The organism is Sphingobium xanthum, assembly GCF_019737615.1.
Taxonomy (GTDB): Bacteria; Pseudomonadota; Alphaproteobacteria; order Sphingomonadales; family Sphingomonadaceae; genus Sphingobium; species Sphingobium xanthum.
Window position 1 is genome coordinate 248,951 of record NZ_JAHKKS010000004.1, and the last position, 17,969, is coordinate 266,919.

Annotated in this window: 20 protein-coding genes and 2 tRNA genes; 11 read left to right on the plus strand and 11 right to left on the minus strand. The window is 63.4% G+C overall.

The genetic code is table 11. From position 1 onward, the window contains the following. Window positions 1-58 precede the first annotated feature (58 nt). From fabD to mltG, 7 genes are all read left to right on the plus strand, one after another. Entirely contained in the window at window positions 59-994 is a 936-nt protein-coding gene (gene fabD, locus KM135_RS09640) for an ACP S-malonyltransferase (RefSeq protein ID WP_221713785.1), read from the plus strand. A 35-nt stretch (window positions 995-1,029) separates the two neighbouring features. Further along, window positions 1,030-1,458, plus strand: a complete 429-nt coding sequence (locus tag KM135_RS09645; RefSeq protein WP_221713786.1) for a GxxExxY protein — start codon at window positions 1,030-1,032, stop codon at window positions 1,456-1,458. A gap of 2 nt (window positions 1,459-1,460) precedes the next feature. Then, window positions 1,461-2,201: a 3-oxoacyl-[acyl-carrier-protein] reductase gene (gene fabG, locus KM135_RS09650; protein WP_221713787.1), complete on the plus strand. Its 741-nt coding sequence runs from the start codon at window positions 1,461-1,463 to the stop codon at window positions 2,199-2,201. 34 nt (window positions 2,202-2,235) lie between these two features. Further along, on the plus strand, window positions 2,236-2,796 hold the full coding sequence (locus KM135_RS09655; RefSeq protein WP_221713788.1) for a hypothetical protein: 561 nt from the start codon (window positions 2,236-2,238) through the stop codon (window positions 2,794-2,796). 96 nt (window positions 2,797-2,892) lie between these two features. Beyond that, window positions 2,893-3,126: an acyl carrier protein gene (locus tag KM135_RS09660; RefSeq protein WP_014076445.1), complete on the plus strand. Its 234-nt coding sequence runs from the start codon at window positions 2,893-2,895 to the stop codon at window positions 3,124-3,126. Window positions 3,127-3,286: 160 nt separating this feature from the next. Next, window positions 3,287-4,546 carry a beta-ketoacyl-ACP synthase II gene (gene fabF, locus KM135_RS09665; protein WP_221713789.1) on the plus strand — a complete coding sequence of 420 codons (1,260 nt, stop codon included), beginning with the start codon at window positions 3,287-3,289 and terminating at the stop codon, window positions 4,544-4,546. 11 nt (window positions 4,547-4,557) lie between these two features. Beyond that, window positions 4,558-5,529 (plus strand): endolytic transglycosylase MltG, encoded by a 972-nt coding sequence (gene mltG / locus KM135_RS09670; protein ID WP_221713790.1) that lies wholly within the window; start codon window positions 4,558-4,560, stop codon window positions 5,527-5,529. A gap of 32 nt (window positions 5,530-5,561) precedes the next feature. On the opposite strand, the gene KM135_RS09675 is transcribed toward mltG, so the two are convergent. Then, on the minus strand, window positions 5,562-6,059 hold the full coding sequence (locus tag KM135_RS09675; RefSeq protein ID WP_425517023.1) for a sugar transporter: 498 nt from the start codon (window positions 6,057-6,059) through the stop codon (window positions 5,562-5,564). A 38-nt stretch (window positions 6,060-6,097) separates the two neighbouring features. Between KM135_RS09675 and KM135_RS09680 the strand changes: the two genes are divergently transcribed. Beyond that, complete coding sequence (locus tag KM135_RS09680; protein WP_221713791.1) at window positions 6,098-6,607, plus strand: 2'-5' RNA ligase family protein; 510 nt, start codon at window positions 6,098-6,100, stop codon at window positions 6,605-6,607. 262 nt (window positions 6,608-6,869) lie between these two features. Here the strand turns inward: KM135_RS09680 and KM135_RS09685 are convergent, their stop codons facing one another. The 3 genes from KM135_RS09685 to KM135_RS09695 all read right to left on the minus strand — a co-directional run bounded on the left by KM135_RS09685 (window position 6,870) and on the right by KM135_RS09695 (window position 9,723). Next, a complete protein-coding gene (locus tag KM135_RS09685) occupies window positions 6,870-8,102 on the minus strand; it encodes an NAD(P)/FAD-dependent oxidoreductase (RefSeq protein WP_221713792.1) in 1,233 nt (410 codons plus the stop codon). A gap of 86 nt (window positions 8,103-8,188) precedes the next feature. After that, a tRNA-Met gene (locus KM135_RS09690) sits at window positions 8,189-8,265 on the minus strand. A gap of 84 nt (window positions 8,266-8,349) precedes the next feature. Beyond that, window positions 8,350-9,723: an MFS transporter gene (locus tag KM135_RS09695; RefSeq protein WP_221713793.1), complete on the minus strand. Its 1,374-nt coding sequence runs from the start codon at window positions 9,721-9,723 to the stop codon at window positions 8,350-8,352. A 164-nt stretch (window positions 9,724-9,887) separates the two neighbouring features. Between KM135_RS09695 and KM135_RS09700 the strand changes: the two genes are divergently transcribed. Together KM135_RS09700 and KM135_RS09705 are read left to right on the plus strand one after the other, a co-directional pair. After that, entirely contained in the window at window positions 9,888-11,369 is a 1,482-nt protein-coding gene (locus KM135_RS09700; RefSeq protein WP_221713794.1) for an FAD-dependent oxidoreductase, read from the plus strand. A gap of 24 nt (window positions 11,370-11,393) precedes the next feature. Next, entirely contained in the window at window positions 11,394-12,449 is a 1,056-nt protein-coding gene (locus tag KM135_RS09705; RefSeq protein WP_221713795.1) for a TauD/TfdA family dioxygenase, read from the plus strand. Window positions 12,450-12,459: 10 nt separating this feature from the next. Here the strand turns inward: KM135_RS09705 and KM135_RS09710 are convergent. Beyond that, a tRNA-Arg gene (locus tag KM135_RS09710) sits at window positions 12,460-12,536 on the minus strand. A gap of 93 nt (window positions 12,537-12,629) precedes the next feature. Here KM135_RS09710 and KM135_RS09715 point away from each other — a divergent pair. Continuing rightward, window positions 12,630-13,379 carry a queuosine precursor transporter gene (locus KM135_RS09715; RefSeq protein ID WP_221713796.1) on the plus strand — a complete coding sequence of 250 codons (750 nt, stop codon included), beginning with the start codon at window positions 12,630-12,632 and terminating at the stop codon, window positions 13,377-13,379. A 263-nt stretch (window positions 13,380-13,642) separates the two neighbouring features. On the opposite strand, the gene KM135_RS09720 is transcribed toward KM135_RS09715, so the two are convergent. The 6 genes from KM135_RS09720 to KM135_RS09745 form a co-directional block, all read right to left on the minus strand. Continuing rightward, complete coding sequence (locus tag KM135_RS09720; protein ID WP_221713797.1) at window positions 13,643-14,335, minus strand: aspartate/glutamate racemase family protein; 693 nt, start codon at window positions 14,333-14,335, stop codon at window positions 13,643-13,645. A gap of 88 nt (window positions 14,336-14,423) precedes the next feature. After that, window positions 14,424-15,842 (minus strand): NAD(P)(+) transhydrogenase (Re/Si-specific) subunit beta, encoded by a 1,419-nt coding sequence (locus KM135_RS09725; RefSeq protein WP_221713844.1) that lies wholly within the window; start codon window positions 15,840-15,842, stop codon window positions 14,424-14,426. Next, window positions 15,842-16,126, minus strand: a complete 285-nt coding sequence (locus KM135_RS09730) for an NAD(P) transhydrogenase subunit alpha part 2 (protein ID WP_221713798.1) — start codon at window positions 16,124-16,126, stop codon at window positions 15,842-15,844. The genes KM135_RS09725 and KM135_RS09730 overlap by 1 nt, the downstream gene beginning before the upstream one ends. A 13-nt stretch (window positions 16,127-16,139) precedes the next feature. Beyond that, a complete protein-coding gene (locus KM135_RS09735) occupies window positions 16,140-16,598 on the minus strand; it encodes a hypothetical protein (protein ID WP_221713799.1) in 459 nt (152 codons plus the stop codon). Beyond that, a complete protein-coding gene (locus KM135_RS09740) occupies window positions 16,595-17,722 on the minus strand; it encodes a Re/Si-specific NAD(P)(+) transhydrogenase subunit alpha (protein ID WP_221713800.1) in 1,128 nt (375 codons plus the stop codon). The genes KM135_RS09735 and KM135_RS09740 overlap by 4 nt, the downstream gene beginning before the upstream one ends. 28 nt (window positions 17,723-17,750) lie before the next feature. Next, window positions 17,751-17,873 carry an aa3-type cytochrome c oxidase subunit IV gene (locus KM135_RS09745; RefSeq protein ID WP_221713801.1) on the minus strand — a complete coding sequence of 41 codons (123 nt, stop codon included), beginning with the start codon at window positions 17,871-17,873 and terminating at the stop codon, window positions 17,751-17,753. Window positions 17,874-17,969 lie beyond the last annotated feature (96 nt).

Sequence of the window (17,969 nt, forward strand, 5' to 3'; positions counted from 1 at the left end):
CTTGCATCGCAGGACCGCTCGCCATAGGGGCGCCCGCACGGATTTTAAGGAACAGCAAATGCGCGCATTCATCTTTCCGGGGCAGGGTAGCCAGGCGGTCGGCATGGGCGCCGCGCTCGCCGCCGCGTCGCCCTTCGCTCGTCAGGTCTTCGAGGAAGTCGACGAGGCGCTCGGCCAGCATCTCTTCCGCTTGATGAGCGAAGGCCCCGAGGCCGATCTCACCCTCACCGAAAATGCCCAGCCCGCGATCATGGCCAATGCCCTGGCGACACTGCGCGTGCTCGAGAAGGAAGGCAATATCGCCATCGCCGCCAAGGCCGATGCCGTCGCGGGCCACAGCCTCGGCGAATATAGCGCGCTCAGCGCCGTCGGCGCCTTCGACGTCGCGACTACCGCCCGCCTGCTGAAGCTGCGCGGCCAATCGATGCAGGCCGCCGTGCCGGTGGGCGAGGGCGCCATGGCAGCTCTGCTCGGCGCCGACATCGAGAAGGCCGAAGCGCTCGCCACCGCCGCCGCGCAAGGCGAGGTCTGCACCGTCGCCAATGACAACGATCCGGGCCAGGTCGTCATTTCCGGCCACCGGGGCGCGATCGAGCGTGCCATCGAGCTGGTCAAGGATCATGGTATCAAACGCGGTATCCTCCTGCCGGTCTCCGCGCCGTTCCATTGCCCGCTGATGCAGCCCGCTGCGGACGCGATGGCGCAGGCGCTGGCCGCCACCGCGTCGCCCGGCGCCTTCCTGCCGGTCTATGCCAATGTCACCGCCGCGCCGGTCTCGGACGCCGAGACGATCCGGCAATTGCTGGTCGAGCAGGTCACCGGCCGCGTGCGCTGGCGGGAAAGCATCGCCGCCATGTTCGACGCGGGCATCACCGATTTCGTCGAGTTCGGCGGCAAGGTGCTCGCCCCCATGGTCAAGCGCATCGCCCCGGACGCGACGGTCACGAGCGTGATCACCATGGACGATATCGAGGCGCTGGTTGGCCGGATTTGATATTCGGCACGCGGAGACGCAGAGACGCGGAGAAGATGAGAGACATTGACGAGATTAGCGGCGACGTTGTCGATGTGGCGCTTGCCATCCATCGCGATCTTGGGCCGGGATTGCTCGAAAGTGTCTATGAAATGGTTCTGGCCGCAAAGCTCGCGAATAAAGGGTACCTCGTCGAACGGCAGAAGGCAGTCGATATCGAGTTCGACGGGCTTCATTTCCCGGGCGCCTTTCGCGTCGATCTTTTGATCGACGAAAGACTCGTCGTCGAAATCAAGTCCGCAGAATTGCTGACCAAGGCGCACGGCAAGCAGCTTCTAACATATTTGCGACTTCTGCAGCAGCCCGTCGGGCTGCTGATCAATTTTAGCGGCGCGACGCTCAAGGAAGGCATCCGCCGTGTCGTAAACGACCATCAATCCTCCGCGTCTTCGCGTCTCCGCGTGAACCGGCAAACAGGAGCATAACTATGTTCGACCTCAATGGAATGACCGCCCTTGTCACCGGCGCGAGTGGCGGGATCGGTTCGGAGATTGCGAAGGCGCTGGCCGGGCAGGGCGCGAAGCTCGCGCTTTCCGGCAGCAATGTCGCCAAGCTGGAAGCCTTCGCGGCGGAGCTTGGCGGCGATCATGTCTGCGTCCCGTGCGATCTGGGCGATGCCGCTTCGGTCGATGGGCTGGTCCCGGCCGCGGTCGAGGCGCTCGGCGGCACGCTCGATATCCTGATCAACAATGCCGGCGTCACCCGCGACAATCTCATCATGCGGATGAAGGACGAGGAGTGGGAGACGGTCCAGCGGATCAATCTCGAAGCGGCCTTCCGCCTCATTCGCGCCGCCGCCCGCCCGATGATGAAGGCGCGCTTCGGCCGCATCATCTCGGTCACCAGCGTCGTCGGCGTCACCGGCAATCCGGGTCAGGCCAATTATGCCGCGTCCAAGGCGGGCCTGATCGGCATGAGCAAGAGCCTCGCGCAGGAACTGGCGAGCCGCGGCATCACCGTCAATTGCGTCGCGCCGGGCTTCATCCGCTCGGCGATGACCGATGCGCTCAACGATGCGCAGAAGGACGCGATCCTGAGCCGCATCCCTGCCGGCGCGCTCGGCGAAGGCGCGGACATCGGCGCGGCAATCGTCTATCTTGCCAGCCGCGAAGCGGGCTATGTCACCGGTCAGACCTTGCATGTGAATGGCGGCATGGCGATGATCTGATGCCGCGCCTTGCGGTATCGAAGGGGGAGAATGCATGCGCGCATCCTGGCAACGCTGTCTGATCGGGCTGGCCGTGGCGTTCTGCGCCCCGCAGTCCGCGATGGCAGCAGACAATCTGACGTGCGCCTCGGCGCTCCTCACCGAGCAGGTCCGGGCCGATATCTACAAGGCCTATCGCGCCAACGAGGATATTGGCGAGAAGGCGAACGGCCTCATCGGCAAGAAGATCGCCGCCTGCATGTTGATGCATGACTGGTCGGAGGAGGCACTGGAGAGCGCCATGCGCTATCTTTTCGGTGGCGTGCTGGAAGATGGGCTCGTCCGGGAGTTCACCGGAAAGCGCAAAGTCTCGTTCGATCTGCTGATGAAGGCGACGGACCGCTATTTCGGCGCCATTCCGGAGGACGAAATCCGCAAATTCGCGGATGGCGAGACGTCGGACGATGCCGTCGCGCAGCTCATCCAGTTCGTCCTTGCCGATGGCGCGGTGTCGCCGCTTGAGATACAAGATGACGATGTCGGCCGCATGATCGGCGAATATGCGGCCGCCAGAGCCAATGTGATCTATTTCCGCGCGGCGTTTGCGCGTCAGTGAACCGCGTGCGGAAGCCCGCTAGCCTCTTGTCACGTTCTTTCGTAGGCACTAGGGCAGCATCCGTATTGAAGATTAAACCAAAGCAAAGGACCACCCATGAGTGAGACCGCGGATCGCGTGAAGAAGATCGTCGTCGAGCACCTCGGCGTCGAGGCGGACAAGGTGACCGAAGACGCGAGCTTCATCGACGATCTCGGCGCGGACAGCCTCGATATTGTTGAGCTCGTCATGGCATTCGAAGAAGAGTTCGGCGTCGAGATTCCCGACGATGCCGCCGAGAAGATCGCCACCGTCAAGGACGCGATCGACTTCATCGAGGGCAAGCAATAAGCAAGACGTGGGAACGCCCTGCGGGAACCGCGGGCACCCATGGCCATTGCATGCAACAATGAGACGGCTCTCCGGTCGCGGGCTTGCTCGCTGGAGGGCCGTTTCTATTTGAGGACTGCGAGACGCGAAGGCAGTCCGCTCATCGCAGCAGGAGAGTAAGATGCGTCGTGTCGTCGTGACCGGTCTGGGCATGGTTTCCCCGCTTGGGGCCGATGTGGGGACGAGCTGGGCGAACATCATTGCCGCGAAATCGGGTGCTGCCGTCATCACCCGCTTCGATGCCACGGACTATCACACCAATTACGCCTGCGAGGTGAAGGCGCCGGATCATGAATTCGGCTTCGATCCCAACAAGCGCGTCGATCACAAGGTCCAGCGCCAGGTCGATCCGTTCATCGTGTTCGGCATCGATGCGGCGGGGCAGGCCCTTGAGGATGCCGGCCTCACCGACATGAGCGAGGAAGAGCGCTTGCGCGCCGGTTGCTCGATCGGCTCGGGCATTGGCGGTCTGCCGGGCATCGAGAGTGAATCGCTGGTGCTGGCCGAGAAAGGCCCGAAGCGCGTTTCGCCTCACTTCGTCCATGGCCGCCTGATCAATCTCATCTCGGGCCAGGTCTCGATCAAATATGGTCTGATGGGGCCGAACCACGCGGTCGTGACCGCCTGCGCCACCGGCGTCCATTCGATCGGCGACGCGGCGCGGATGATCGCGATGGACGACGCCGACATCATGCTGGCGGGCGGCGCGGAGAGCGCCATCTGCCCGATCGGCATTGCCGGTTTCGGTCAGGCCCGTGCGCTGTCGACCGGCTTCCGCGACGATCCGACGCGAGGCAGCCGCCCCTATGACGTCGATCGTGACGGCTTCGTCATGGGCGAGGGCGCGGGTGTCGTCGTGCTAGAGGAATATGAGCGTGCCAAGGCGCGCGGCGCCAAGATCTATGCCGAAGTGATTGGCTATGGCCTCTCGGGCGATGCCTATCATGTGACCGCACCGCATCCGGAGGGCTCCGGCGCCTATCGCGCGATGGCGATGGCCATGAAGAAGTCCGGCCTCGCGCTGGAGGACATCGACTATATCAATGCTCACGGCACCTCCACGCCGCTCGGGGACGAGCTGGAGCTGGGCGCGGTGCGGCGGCTGTTCGGCGGCGCGCTCGGCGGGCTCTCCATGTCCTCCACGAAATCGGCGATCGGCCATCTGCTCGGCGGCGCCGGCGCGGTCGAGACGATCTTCTGCATTCTCGCCTTGCGCGATCAGATCGCCCCGCCGACTCTCAACCTCGACAATCCGAGCGAGAGCTGCGCGGGCGTCGATCTCGTGCCGCATGTTGCCAAGCAGCGGCAGATCAGTGCCGTGCTGAACAACAGCTTCGGCTTTGGCGGCACCAATGCCAGCCTCGTGCTGACGGGGGTCTGAGACACCCGACCATGCGTCGCGCCGGCATCGTCATCCTGATCGTTCTGGCGCTGGGACTGGCGCTGCTGGCGTATAATTTCGTTGGTGGCTGGACGCGCTCCGGTCCCCTCGATCATGAGATCAGCTTCGTCGTGCCGGACGGCGCGAGCGTCGGCAGCATCGCGACCAAGCTGGAGCAGGAAGGCGCGATTGGATCGGCCAGTGCGTTCCGCACGCGCGCCCGCTTCCTGGGCGGCAGCGCCGTCATCAAGGCGGGTGAATATACGCTGCCCAAGGGCGCCAGCGCCGCGCAGATCCTGTCGATCCTGCAGGGCGGTAAGACGATCAATTATCTGCTGACCGTGCCTGAAGGCATGCCGTCGATCCTCGTTCAGGAACGGCTGATGGCCAATAAGGACCTTACCGGCGACGTCGCCGTGCCCGAGGAAGGCTCGGTCATGCCGGACAGCTATGCCTATCAGAAGGGCGAGACGCGCCAGGCCGTGCTCGACCGGATGCAGGCGGCGATGAAGAGCTTTCTTGCCGAGCAATGGGAGCAGCGCAACGGCAATGCCGTGGTGAAGACCCCGGCCGAAGCGATCACGCTCGCCAGCATCGTCGAGAAGGAAACCTCGATCCCCGGCGAGCGGCCGCTGGTCGCGGGCGTCTATGGCAATCGTCTGCGCACCGGCATGATGCTGCAGGCCGATCCGACGATCATCTATCCGATCACCAAGGGCAAGCCGCTGGGCCGCCGCATCCGCAAGTCCGAGATCGCGCAGGTCAACGACTACAACACTTACTCGATGACCGGCCTGCCCAAGGGGCCGATCGCCAATCCCGGCCGCACGTCGATCGAGGCCGTGCTGCGCCCGGTCCCGACCAAGGCGCTCTATTTTGTCGCGGACGGCAAGGGCGGCCACATCTTCGCGGATACGCTTGAGCAGCATAACGAGAATGTCCGCAAGTGGTTCGAAATCCGCCGCCAGCGCGGCGAGATGTAGGGTAGGGGCGAGCGCTCACGCCCTCTTCTCCGTCATTTCCGCGAACGCGGGAATGACGGAGGATGTTGCCGCAAAGCCCCCTTCGCCTGCAGCGACCGCGCATAAAGCGTCTGTGCCAGCGCCATGACGATGATGAACGCTGGAAACAACATTGTGCTCCAGCCTCGCACCGCCAGCAGGTCGGTCAGGAAGAAGGTGTAGCAGAACTGCACGATCACCGCGATCAGGCAGAGGGCCGAGAGCCACACCGCCGAGCCGCGCCGCAGGATCAGCGCCAGCGCACCGGCCAGACCGGCACCGACCGCGAGACCATAGGCGGCCCAGGCCCAGGCCGGCATTTCCGCCCAGATCCTGGCCTGATGGGGATCGGTCTTGGCCAGCGTTTCCAGATCGGCGGAGGACTGCATCACGAATGCCGCGACGCCTATCAATGTCCACAAGAGGAAGATGATCGCCGGCCACATCGATGCGCGGGCTTGGTCGGGACTGGTTGCCATGATTTCCCCTCCTTCTGTTAGAAGCGTGAGCATGGCGCAAATTCGCGACATTGCAATGCCGGCGGTTCACCATGCGCAATAGTGCTCCCATGATCGTGACGGCCGAGCTGGATCGGGCCGACCAGAGCTGGGCAGAGGCTCTGCGCCGCGCCCATTTCCCGCCGGATCGCAACAAGGTGCCCGCGCATATCAGCCTGTTTCACCATCTGCCGCCGTCGCTGGAGCCGGAGCTGCGGGCGCTGCTGGCCGAAGCAGCAAAAGCGCCGAAACCGGCAGCCCGGATCGAGGGCGTCCGATCCCTCGGGCGCGGCGTCGCGATCGACATTGCCTGCCCGGCTTTGCTGGAGCTTCGCGCAGAGATCGCGGACCGGTTCGCGCCTCACCTGATCCCGCAGGACCGCCACACGCCACGCCTGCACATCACCATTCAGAACAAGGTCACACCGGCCGTCGCCGCGGATACCCTTGCGATCCTGAAGGAGAGCGTCGCGCTGCGCCCGACCGTCATCGCGGCCCTCAATCTCTGGCACTATGAGGATGGACCCTGGTCGCCGATCGCGCGCTACGCTTTTCGCGGATAGCGGCCTGTCCTACAGACCCGATATGATGTCATAAGATCATATCAGGCGGCATCCAGCCGCGCTCTTTGATCCCGTAAATCATCCATCAAAATCAGAGGCTTAACGCGCCTCGCGCAAGACTTTTGCGCGCTCACCATGCCTCCTGTGACGGAAGTTAGAGAAGATAAGCCCGCAAACCCGCAGAAATGCGCGCTTTCCAACAGCCTGTCGGAAGCGGCAAACCACTCAAACACGGCATTTGGGGGAAGCCAGCGCGTAGACCTCAGGCCGACGTCAGCTCTTTCAGCGGCACATCGCCATTGGCGAGCTGATCGCGCCCGATTCGCGCGCCATCCACCACCAGCGCACGGCCCTGCACATAGTCCTTGGTCCGGTTCACGCAGTCGAGCGCGATGACCTGGCCCTGGCGCAGATAGACGACCGAGAAGCTGCGGCTCTCTACGTCACCACGCACGACGGTTTCGTCATAGGCAACCGAAAGTCCGACCGTCTGAAGGCGCAGGTCATATTGGTTGGACCAGAACCACGGCACTGCCTCATAAGGCGCGGGATTGCCGAGCATATGCTGCACGGCGGTCCGCGCCTGATCATTGGCGTTCTGCACCGATTCCACGCGCATCCGTCGGCCGGCCGCGAAGCGGTTTTCATGCGCGGCACAGTCGCCGATCGCGTAGATGTCCGGCAGCGACGTCTGGCAATATTCGTCGACATCGACGCCATTGCCGCCGCTCGCGCCCGCCATGATCAGCGGGCCGGTCTCGGGTACGATCCCGATGCCCACGATGACGGCATCGGCAGTGACGACGGTGCCGTCCGCCAGCACGACGCCGGTCACGACGCCCGCATCGTTTGCCTCGATGGCTTCCACCGCGGCGGAGAGGCGCACATCGACGCCATGCGCGCGATGCTCGTTCTCGAAGAAGGCAGACAGCTCCGGCCCCGCGACGCGCGCCAGCACGCGGTCGAGCGCCTCGATCAAAGTCACCCGCTTGCCGAGCTTGCTCAGCACGGCTGCCGCTTCGAGGCCGATATAGCCGCCGCCGATGATGACGAAGCGCTGCGTATCGGCAAGGCTCGCCATGATCGCGTCGACATCGGCGCGGGTGCGGACCGTGTGCAGGCCCTTGGCCGTGCTGCCGGGGCAGGAGAGGCGCCGCGCCGCGCCGCCGCCGGCCCAGATCAGCTTGCCATAGCTATATTCGGTATCGCTTGCGGTGACGATGCTATGCTCGGCCGGGTTGATCGCCTTCACCCGCTTGCGCAGGATCAGGTCGATCTTCTGCTCTTCCCAGAAGTGCGCCGGGCGCAGCAGGATCCGGTCGAATGCTTTCTCGCTCGCCAGATAATCCTTGGACAGCGGCGGGCGCTCATAGGGCGGGTCCGCCTCGTCGCTGATGATGCCGATCGAGCCCTCAAACTTGAGCTGGCGCAGCAAGATAGCGGCCTGCGCTCCGGCGTGCCCGCCGCCGACGATAAGGCAATCGAAATGCGCCACATCCACTCCCCATGTTCACACGGGCGTGGCCTTGCCAGAGAAAGGACAGCGCCGCAATCGATGAGGCCAGCTGAACTGAGGGCTTGTGGTAGCGGAGGAGGGACTCGAACCCCCGACACGCGGATTATGATTCCGCTGCTCTAACCGGCTGAGCTACTCCGCCCCAAAGGGCCATGTCCGCCTTCCGGCGGCCGGTCGGCGCGCTATACGCAGGCCGACCGAACCGGTCAATGGCCGTTTGTGCCGCCTATTCCGCCGGAACGGCCACCCGGCCATTCCCGTTCGCGGCCGGCTCCGGGCGCCGCAGAAGCGCTGAGATCGCCACGATGGAGAGGAACAGGATGAAGGGGCAGATCGCGGCGATGGCATAGGTCCGTACTGCGGGCACACCTGCGGTCAGGATGGCGGCGCCGATGAACGGGCCGATAAATCCGCCCATCTTGCCGATGGCCGACGCCACGCCGCCTGCGCTGGCACGAATGCCGGTCGGATAATAGAGCGCGAGCTGGCTGATGATAGCCGTGTGGCAGCCGCCGACGAGCATGCTTTGCACGACGAGGATCGGCAGCAGCAGCCAGGCCGGCACCCACTCCATGCCGATGGCGACGGCCATAGGGACGATCAGCAATGTGCAGGTCGCCGCGAAGCCGAGGCCGAAGCGGGCCGAGAGGCGCATGATCACGACGCCCGCGATGGCGCCGAGCAGGCCGCCGATGGCTGACACGTTGGCCGCAACCTCGCGGGCGATCTGCATGCGCTCGAGAATGGTCGGCCCGAAGGCGGACTTGAAGAAGATACCGAGCGCGCTGGCGAAATAGCCGATCCAGATGATCGGCGTCAGCAACCGCAAACGGCCTTCGAAGAGCTGGCCGAGCTGAAAGCCGCTCTCGCGCTTGCTTTCGTCCGCCAGGATGAAGCGATCCTCGGCCTGAACGTCCAGCGCGGGATCGAGGCGCTTGAGCGTCGTGTGAACAAGCTCTGGTTTCACGCCTTTGCTGATGAGGAAGCGCGGCGATTCGGGCAGGAAGATCGCGATCAGGATGGCGCAGAGCACCGATCCAATGCCGCCCGCGAAATAGACGCCTTCCCAGCCGTAGGTCGGTGCGATCCAGTTGGTGAGCGGCGCGGCGAGCGAGCTGCCGATGCTGAAGCCCATCATGATGAAGGCGACGACGGTCGCGCGAAGCTTGCTTGGAATGAACTCGACATTGAGCGCCCAGGCCAGCGGCAGGGCGCCGCCGATGGCGAGGCCGTCGAGGAAGCGCAACGCCAGCAGCGCAGGGTACCAGGTCGCGAAACCGGTGAGGAAGGTGAATACGCCGAAGGCGAGCGTACACATGATGATCGTCGGCCTCCGCCCGATCCGGTCGCCGATATAGGTGAAGATGAGGCCGCCGATGATCATGCCCAGCGTGCCGGCCGAGAACGCGCCGCTCAACTGCATGTCGGTCAGGCGCAGTTCGTCCTGCATATAGGGCGCGGTGAACGAGACCATCATCATGTCGAGGCCGTCGAACATCGTGACGAGCCAGGAGAGGCCGATCAAAAGATAATTGAATGGGGTGAGCTTCCTGCCTTCGAGCAGGCCGGCCAGGTCGATCGTGCGAGCCGGTCTTGTCATGGCCTTCGAAAACTCCCTCTCCATGCGGGTTGCTCCACGCGGTGCGGAGGATAAATGCGGGTGGTGCTTTTGGCTACAGGAATAGCTACACTTGCTCTAATGATTAGCAAGCTTTCTATAAAGATGTAACTTAAGTGCGATTCGAATGATCGAGAGGGTGCGCGATGGCAGATGAACAGACCCCGAAAATCCGCGAGGTCCGCCAGTCGGAAGACCGTTTTCTGGCATCCGACGTGTTCGAGAGCGGGCGCCATACGCTGCCCCGGCGCAACGGCACGGGCACCTATGTCGAGCCTGCGCGCGAAATTCCGGTCTATCACAAGTGCGATGTTCTGATCGTCGGCGGCGGCCCTGCCGGCACTGCGGCTGCCTGGGCGGCAGCGCAGACCGGTGCGGACGTGGTGCTGATGGAACGCTACAATCATCTCGGCGGTCTTTCGACCGGCGGCCTTGTCATCTGGATCGACCGCATGACCGACTGGACCGGCCGGCAGGTCATTCAGGGCTTCGCCGTCGATGTGCTGGATCGCATGCCGGCAGCGGGCCTTGCCGGGCCGCCGCGCGCCGACTGGGGCTCGAAGGATCCGAAGAAGGCCAGTTACTGGGGCCAGCGCACCGCCGCCTTTCACGGCGTCGTCAACTGGTCTCCGACGCTTGATCCCGAGCGGCTGAAGCTCATCAGCCAGGAAATGCTGCTTGAGAAGGGCGTGCGCCTCGTCTTCCACAGCTGGGCGGCTGTTCCGATCGTGGCCGATGGCGCCGTGCAAGGCGTCGTGTTCGAATCCAAGGCCGGTCGTCAGGCGCTGATGGCCAAGGTCGTGGTCGACACGACGGGCGATGGCGACATTTTCGCCCGCGCCGGTGCCGAGTTCGATACGGACATCGAGGAAGGCGACGTCCACCACAGCGCCAACACGGCCTTCATGCTCGGCGGCGTCGACATGGATCGCTGGCTCGCCTTCCGCGCCAATGAACCGGAGCAATATGCCCAGTTCGCCGCGCTTGGCCGTGAGCGTCTCGGTTTCTTCCAGCCGCCTTATGTCTCGTGGCGCAACGACATCGCCCTGTTCCTCGGCCCGCGTCAGTCCGGCCTCTCGGCGCTCGATGTCGATGACATGACCGAGCTGGAGATCCGTTCGCACCGCTTCATGCAGAGCCATTGCGACTTCTTCCTTGCCGAAGCACCGGGCTTCGAGGGCGCCTACATGCTGGAGAGCGCACCGCAGCTTGGCGTCCGCCACACGCGCCGTCTGGGCGGCGTCGGCAAAGTGCTGCGCAGCCAGTGGGCGGACGGTATCGCGTTGCCCGACGAGGTCGGCGTCAGCCCCTCGGTTTCGCTCAAATATCCGGTGATCTCGGTTCCCTATGGCGCGCTCGTTCCGCGCAAGCTGGACGGCCTGCTCGCAGGTGGCCGGCATATTTCCTGCGATGCGAACTCGCACGGCTTCATGCGCGAAATTCCGCAATGCTGGCTGACCGGCCAGGCAGCCGGCGCTGCGGCTGCGCTGGCAGTCAATGCGGGCGTTCAGCCGCGTGGGGTGAACATTGCGGACTTGCAGAAGGAGCTTCGCCGTCAGGGCGTTTTCCTGAACGATCCGGCCGAGCAGAATGTGGCGCTGAGCACGGCACACGCGACGGGCGGTTGAGGCCTCGGTTTTCGAGAGGGTGATATGGCAGATATTGATGCAGCGTCGGAAATTCGGAGCCAGCGTTCGACTTTGGGCGGGCAATCCGGCGCGTGGACATCGGAAACGACCGGTGGCGCGGAAGGTATCACGCGGCGGCTGAGCCCGGCGCAGCTCGACGCGATCGATGCTGCCGTCCTTGCAACGGAAGGGCGCGATCCGACGTCGATTACACGCGACGATTTCGGTGCCGGAGAGATCGTCGCCCTCATGGACGCTTCGCGCTATGACATCGTGGCCGGTCGCGGTGCCGTGTTGCTCTCCGGCATCGACATCAGCCGCTACAGCGTCGAGCAGTTCGCGCGCATCCATTTCGGCCTCGGCACGCATCTCGGCAGGGCGGCGGAACAAAGCGAGCGGCATGACCGCATCGGTTATGTGCGCAAGGAACCGAATCCGGAGAAGCGCGGCTATCTCAGCGATACCGAACTTGGCCCGCACACCGACTATCACGGCATTTTGAGCCTCGCTTCGGTCGTGACGTCGATCGAAGGCGGCGTCAGCGGCTTCGTCAGCGCGGCGGCGGTGTATGACGTCATCAAGCAGGAGCGGCCGGACCTGCTCGAGGCGCTGACCGAGGGCTATTATTATCCGACAGGTCTCGATACGACCACCGATTACAAGATCCCGACCTTCTCCGTCGTGGATGGGCATATCGGCGTCTATGCCTATGTGCTTTTCCTCGTCCGGGCGGCGACGATTCGCGGCGAGGAACTGCCGGCCAGGTTCGTCGAGGGCCTGCGCTTCATGAACTCTGTGTGCCGCCGGCCGGAGCTGATGGTTTCCTTCACTATGCAGCCGGGCGAGATCGCCTATTGGCAGAATTTCCGTGTGATGCACTCGCGCACAAGCTTCCGCAACACGCCGGGCCGCGAGCGGCTGCTGCTGCGCCTCTGGCTGCATCCGCGAGACTATTTCCCGCTCGCCAAGGGCTTCTATGAGATGTCCGACATTCTCGACGAGCAGCATGCGCAGGGCTTTTCCGTGGTCAGCAATACCGAGGAACTGCTGAAGGGGGCCTATGAGCTGATGCGGGGCTGACCGGAAAATCTGGCGCGCCCGGCAGGATTCGAACCTGCGACCACTCGCTTAGAAGGCGAGTGCTCTATCCAGCTGAGCTACGGGCGCGTCCCGCGCTCGCCTTAGAGCATTTGCAGCGCGAACGGAAAGCGCCTTTCGCGCCAATTGCCGCGGGAACCAAGACGCGGCATAGAAGGGATCATGGCCGCCCAACCGACTGCGCCGAACGGCGCTTCCGCCCAGCATCCCGTTCATGTCGACGCAAGCGTCCTCAAGGGGCAGTCGCTGCGCTATTATGACTTCGTGATGGCGGCGTTCGTCGCGATCCTGCTGCTCTCGAACATCATCGGTGCGGCCAAGCTGGCGACGCTCTGGGGCTTCACTTTCGGCGCCGGAATCCTGTTCTTCCCGCTCGGCTATGTGATCGGCGACGTGCTGACCGAGGTCTATGGCTATGCGCGGGCGCGCCGCTGCATCTGGGCAGGTTTCGCGGCGATGCTGTTCATGGCGTTCATGAGCTGGGTCGTCGTCTCGCTGCCGCCGGCTGCGGGCTGGGAAGGGCAGGGCGCATACGACTCCGTGTTCGGCCAGGTGCCGCGAATCGTGTTTGCCTCGATCGTGGCCTTCTGGGCAGGTGAATTCGCCAACAGCTTCGTCCTCGCCAAGATGAAGGTGCTGACGCAGGGAAAGGCGCTCTGGTCGCGCACCATCGGCTCGACGATCATCGGGCAGGGCGTAGACAGCCTGATTTTCTATCCTTTGGCCTTCTTCGGCATCTGGTCCAACGAGCAGGTGCTGATGGTGATGGTCACCAACTGGGCGCTCAAGGTCGGTTGGGAGGTCATGCTGACGCCCGTGACCTATGCCGTCGTCGGCTTCTTCAAGCGCGGCGAGGGGCTGGACGTCTATGACGAAAAGACCGACTTCACGCCGTTCAAGACAGGCGTCTGAGAGGTCCGTCCGATCGGCGGACCGGCGTAATATTCTTGCGAAAGTTCGGAAAGTTCGGGGGTCGGGCCAAAAATAATCGGCTCGGTGATCGTGTGACTCGGACATCGGCTCATCGGGACGCATGATCCCGGACTGCCAGCGATCATCTTCTGTAGGACAGGCTTTTCTTTCGGCCGGCGATGGCTCGGATCGACTTCCCGGACTTTGCCGACGGTCCAATCAAAGGCCTGTTTGACGCGATTGTCGATGCGTCGCGAAAGCGCTCAGCTCAGGACGAAGCGCGCGCCGGCCTCTGCGTGGATGATCGTGCTGTCGTAGATCGGCAGCACATTGGCGTGGACATCGACGACCAGCGCAAGCTCCGTGCAGGCCAGGACGACGGCCTTGACGTCTTCCTTGGCGATGTCGGTCAGCTCGGACTTCATATAGCGCTCGGCGTCGCGCGTCACCTTGCCGGCGGCCAGTTCCTCATAGACCATGCGGTCGATCCGCCCTGCAAGCTCGGCATCGGCGGGCAGGAGCGAGGCGCCGCTCGTGCTGACCAGCTTCTGCCGATAGTCGCGATCCGTCATCACGTTGCTGGTGCCGACGAGCGCCACTGACTTGACCTTGTCGGCCTTCAGCTTGGCGCCGATCTCGTCGATGATGTTGATGATCGGAATACCCACCGAGCTTTCCACCTGGGGGATGACCTTGTGCAGCGAATTGGCGCAGATGAGCAGACCCTCGGCGCCGCCTGCTTCAAGCCGCTTTGCCGCGCCGATCATATGGCCGGCCGCGCAGTCCCAGTCGTTGGATGAGGTGCAGCGGGCGACATCGGCGAAATCGAGGCTGTCGATGAGCAAAGTGGCGCTGTGCAGGCCGCCGAGCTGGCGCTGCACGGCCCGGTTGATGAGCTCATAATAACGCGCGGTGGAGGACCAGGAGAGGCCGCCGATCAATCCGAGTTTCTTCATGGGGGCTCTTCTGGCCGATGCAGGGGGCGAGGGCAAGGCGTGAGGGTACTCAAAACCCCCTCCTCTTTTGGAGGAGAGGCTTTTCTTGTTAATGCCCCAGCGACTTGACGATATCCTCAACCATCTTCTTCGCGTCGGCGAGGAGCATCATCGTGTTGTCCATGTAGAAGACATCATTATCGACGCCCGCATAGCCGACGCCGCCCATGGAGCGCTTCACGAACAGCACTGTCTTGGCGTTGGCGACGTCGAGGATCGGCATGCCGTAGATGGGTGACGTCTTGTCGGTCTTGGCGGCCGGATTGGTGACATCGTTGGCGCCGATGACGAAGGCGACGTCGGTCTGGGCGAACTCGCTGTTGATGTCCTCCAGCTCGAACACCTCGTCATAGGGCACGTTGGCTTCGGCCAGCAGCACGTTCATATGGCCGGGCATGCGGCCTGCGACCGGATGGATGGCGTATTTGACGCTGACCCCTTCCTTCTTGAGCATGTCCCCCATTTCGCGGAGCGCATGCTGGGCTTGCGAAACCGCCATGCCATAGCCGGGCACGATGATGACGCTGTCCGCCTGTTTCATGAGGAATGCCGCATCCTCTGCGCTGCCGCGTTTCCACGGGCGCTGTTCCCGGGCCTCGCCGTCGCCCGACGCTGCTTCGGCACCGAAACCGCCGGCAATGACCGAGAGGAAGCTGCGGTTCATCGCCCGGCACATGATGTAGCTCAGGATCGCGCCCGAGGAGCCGACCAGTGCGCCGGTGATGATCATCGCCGTGTTCTCGAGCGTGAAGCCCATAGCCGCGGCCGCCCAGCCGGAATAGCTGTTCAGCATCGAGACGACGACCGGCATATCCGCCCCGCCGATCGGGATGATGAGCAGGAAGCCGATGACGAAGGACAGGGCGACGACGATCCAGAAGTCCATCGGAGCCTGCGAGTGCCAGAAGCCGAAGGTGAAGAAGAGGATCGCGGCGAGCGCGGCGAGATTGATGACGTGACGGGCAGGCAGAAGGATCGGCTTGCCGGACATGTTGCCGTTGAGCTTGAGGAACGCGATGACCGAACCGGAGAAGGTGATCGCGCCGATCGCTACGCCGAGCGCCATCTCGACCCGGCTTGCGCCGTGGATCGCGCCGGTGAGCTCGTCGATGATCCCGAAAGAGGCCGGGTTTAGAAAAGCGGCGACGCCGACGACGACGGCTGCGAGGCCAACGAGGCTGTGGAACGCCGCGACCAGCTGCGGCATGGCCGTCATGGCGATCTTGCGCGCGATGACGAAACCGATCACGCCGCCGATGACGATGGCAAGCCCGAGCTTCGGTAAGGCGACGGCGTCATGCGTGGCAATGGTGGTGCCGACCGCGATGAACATGCCGAGCATGCCGAAGCGATTGCCGCGCTGGCTGCTTTCCGGGCTGGAAAGGCCGCGCAAGGCGAGGATGAAGAGGACGCCCGAGATCAGATAGGCGAGCGCGACCAGCGGCGCGAGGGCCGAGCCGGGGATCATCATTTGCGCTCTTTCTTCTTGTACATGGCGAGCATGCGCTCGGTGACAGCGAAGCCGCCGAAAATGTTGATCGACGCGAGGACCACGCCGGCAAAGCCCAGCCATTGCGCGCTTTCGCTCTGTGCCTCCGTCGTCGCGATGAGGGCGCCGACGATGATGACGGAGGAAATGGCGTTGGTGACCGCCATGAGCGGCGTGTGCAGAGCGGGCGTCACCGACCAGACGACATAATAGCCGACGAAACAGGCCAGCACGAAGATTGAGAGGATCGCGATGAAGTCCATGAGCGTCGCTCCTTCAGAACTTATTCTTGAACACGACGAACAAGGCGATGGCCAATGTGGAAGCGAGCATTAGGCTCCAGAAGGCGTAAGTCGCGTAAGTCAACGGATTTCGGTAGAATTTCTGGCGATCATCCCGATCGAGCTGGATTCCTGCGAAATCAAAGTGCTGTTCTATCCGCCTCATCAATTGTCCGCGGTGATGGTTGCCGAGGCGCAAGCCCCAAGCTTGCAAAAGCCCCAACGCACTGAGAACTGCAGGAAAAAACAACAGGATATTTCTGTTCATCGGGCTGACCGCAAGCTTGTCGCTGAACAACCCCGCGTAAAATGCAAATATCCCAAGCAAGGAGAGCTGCATAAAGCTCCAGCGGTGATCCTGCGACTTGTCGTTTTTCGCACAGAGAATTTGGTAAGTCTGCATGATGAAGTCGTCTCGAGACGAAACGTCGATACGCTTCCCCTTCGCAATCATCCCGACAGCCTCTCGTTGACGACCTGGCCATCCTTCGTGAGGCGGATGCCTTTCACGATCTCGTCATCATCGGGCAGGACAGGCGCATGGCTGTCCTTGTCCCAATAGGCCGAGAGAAAATTGTAGAGATTGCGCGCGAACAACGCGGACGTGTCGGCGGCGAGGCGGGATGGCACGTTGCGATGCCCGACGATCTTCACGCCGTGCTTCTCGACGATCTCGCCCGCCACGGCTCCCTCGACATTGCCGCCCTGCTCGACCGCAAGATCGACAATGACGCTGCCGGGCTTCATGCTGGCGATCTGCGCGTCCGAGATGAGGCGCGGGGCAGGGCGGCCGGGGATCAGCGCAGTCGTGATCACGATGTCCTGCTTGGCGATGTGGCTCGACACCAGCTCGGCCTGCGCCTTCTGATATTCTTCGGACATTTCTGTTGCATAGCCGCCAGTGCCTTCACCCTCGATGCCTTTCACGGCCTCGACGAAGATGGGCTTGGCGCCGAGCGATTCGATCTGTTCCTTCGTGGCGGCGCGCACGTCCGTGGCGCTGACCTGGGCGCCGAGGCGCCGTGCCGTGGCGATCGCCTGCAAACCCGCGACGCCGACACCCATGACGAAGACGCGCGCGGCGGACACCGTGCCGGCCGCCGTCATCATCATCGGGAAGGCTCTGCCATATTCGGCGGCGGCATCGAGCACCGCCTTGTAGCCGGACAGATTGGATTGTGAGGAGAGGATGTCCATCGACTGCGCGCGCGTGATGCGCGGCATGAACTCCATGGCGAGCGCTTCGAGTCCGGCGGCGGCATAGGCATCGACCCGCGCGCGCTCGCCAAAGGGATTGAGCCCGCCGACCAGCAAGGCGCCGGGCGAGGCGCCGGTGAGCGTCGCGGGGTCCGGTCCCTGTATGCACAGGATAAGCCCGGCGCCGTTGAGGGCGGCGGCGCGCTCGGCGACGGTCGCGCCGGCCGCCGCATAATCGGCATCGGCGAGGGAAGCCGAGACGCCGGCGCCGCTTTCGACGACGACATCGGCGCCGAGCGCGATGAACTTGCGGACAGTTTCGGGGGAAGCCGAAACGCGTTTCTCGCCGGCTGCCGTCTCGCGCAGGACCGCGATTTTCACGGTTTTATGAGATCCGATCCGGGGCGGATCAGGAGATGATCAGGACGACGATGGCCGCCACGATGGCGCTGACGATCGTGCCCCACTTCATCAGCCCGTGGAACGCGCTGTAAGTGTTGTTCGCCTGCGTCATATCCTGATGCTCTGCCATATAGTCAGACCCCTGTTTCCTAAGAATGCATCCGTCTTAGCGACAAGATTTGCTGCTCTCAAGCCGATTGGCACGATCTTCGATGCGCTTAATCGG

Coding starts and splice junctions, on each gene's coding strand:
- fabD (WP_221713785.1), top strand. CDS start 59: ATGCGCGCATTCATCTTTCCGGGGCAGGGTAGCCAGGCGGTCGGCATG.
- KM135_RS09695 (WP_221713793.1), bottom strand. CDS start 9,723: ATGACAAGACCGGCTCGCACGATCGACCTGGCCGGCCTGCTCGAAGGC.
- KM135_RS09735 (WP_221713799.1), bottom strand. CDS start 16,598: ATGATTGCGAAGGGGAAGCGTATCGACGTTTCGTCTCGAGACGACTTC.
- KM135_RS09730 (WP_221713798.1), bottom strand. CDS start 16,126: ATGGACTTCATCGCGATCCTCTCAATCTTCGTGCTGGCCTGTTTCGTC.
- KM135_RS09705 (WP_221713795.1), top strand. CDS start 11,394: ATGGCAGATATTGATGCAGCGTCGGAAATTCGGAGCCAGCGTTCGACT.
- KM135_RS09675 (WP_425517023.1), bottom strand. CDS start 6,059: ATGCTCACGCTTCTAACAGAAGGAGGGGAAATCATGGCAACCAGTCCC.
- KM135_RS09645 (WP_221713786.1), top strand. CDS start 1,030: ATGAGAGACATTGACGAGATTAGCGGCGACGTTGTCGATGTGGCGCTT.
- KM135_RS09715 (WP_221713796.1), top strand. CDS start 12,630: ATGGCCGCCCAACCGACTGCGCCGAACGGCGCTTCCGCCCAGCATCCC.
- KM135_RS09660 (WP_014076445.1), top strand. CDS start 2,893: ATGAGTGAGACCGCGGATCGCGTGAAGAAGATCGTCGTCGAGCACCTC.
- mltG (WP_221713790.1), top strand. CDS start 4,558: ATGCGTCGCGCCGGCATCGTCATCCTGATCGTTCTGGCGCTGGGACTG.
- KM135_RS09725 (WP_221713844.1), bottom strand. CDS start 15,842: ATGATCCCCGGCTCGGCCCTCGCGCCGCTGGTCGCGCTCGCCTATCTG.
- KM135_RS09720 (WP_221713797.1), bottom strand. CDS start 14,335: ATGAAGAAACTCGGATTGATCGGCGGCCTCTCCTGGTCCTCCACCGCG.
- fabF (WP_221713789.1), top strand. CDS start 3,287: ATGCGTCGTGTCGTCGTGACCGGTCTGGGCATGGTTTCCCCGCTTGGG.
- KM135_RS09745 (WP_221713801.1), bottom strand. CDS start 17,873: ATGGCAGAGCATCAGGATATGACGCAGGCGAACAACACTTACAGCGCG.
- KM135_RS09680 (WP_221713791.1), top strand. CDS start 6,098: ATGCGCAATAGTGCTCCCATGATCGTGACGGCCGAGCTGGATCGGGCC.
- fabG (WP_221713787.1), top strand. CDS start 1,461: ATGTTCGACCTCAATGGAATGACCGCCCTTGTCACCGGCGCGAGTGGC.
- KM135_RS09655 (WP_221713788.1), top strand. CDS start 2,236: ATGCGCGCATCCTGGCAACGCTGTCTGATCGGGCTGGCCGTGGCGTTC.
- KM135_RS09700 (WP_221713794.1), top strand. CDS start 9,888: ATGGCAGATGAACAGACCCCGAAAATCCGCGAGGTCCGCCAGTCGGAA.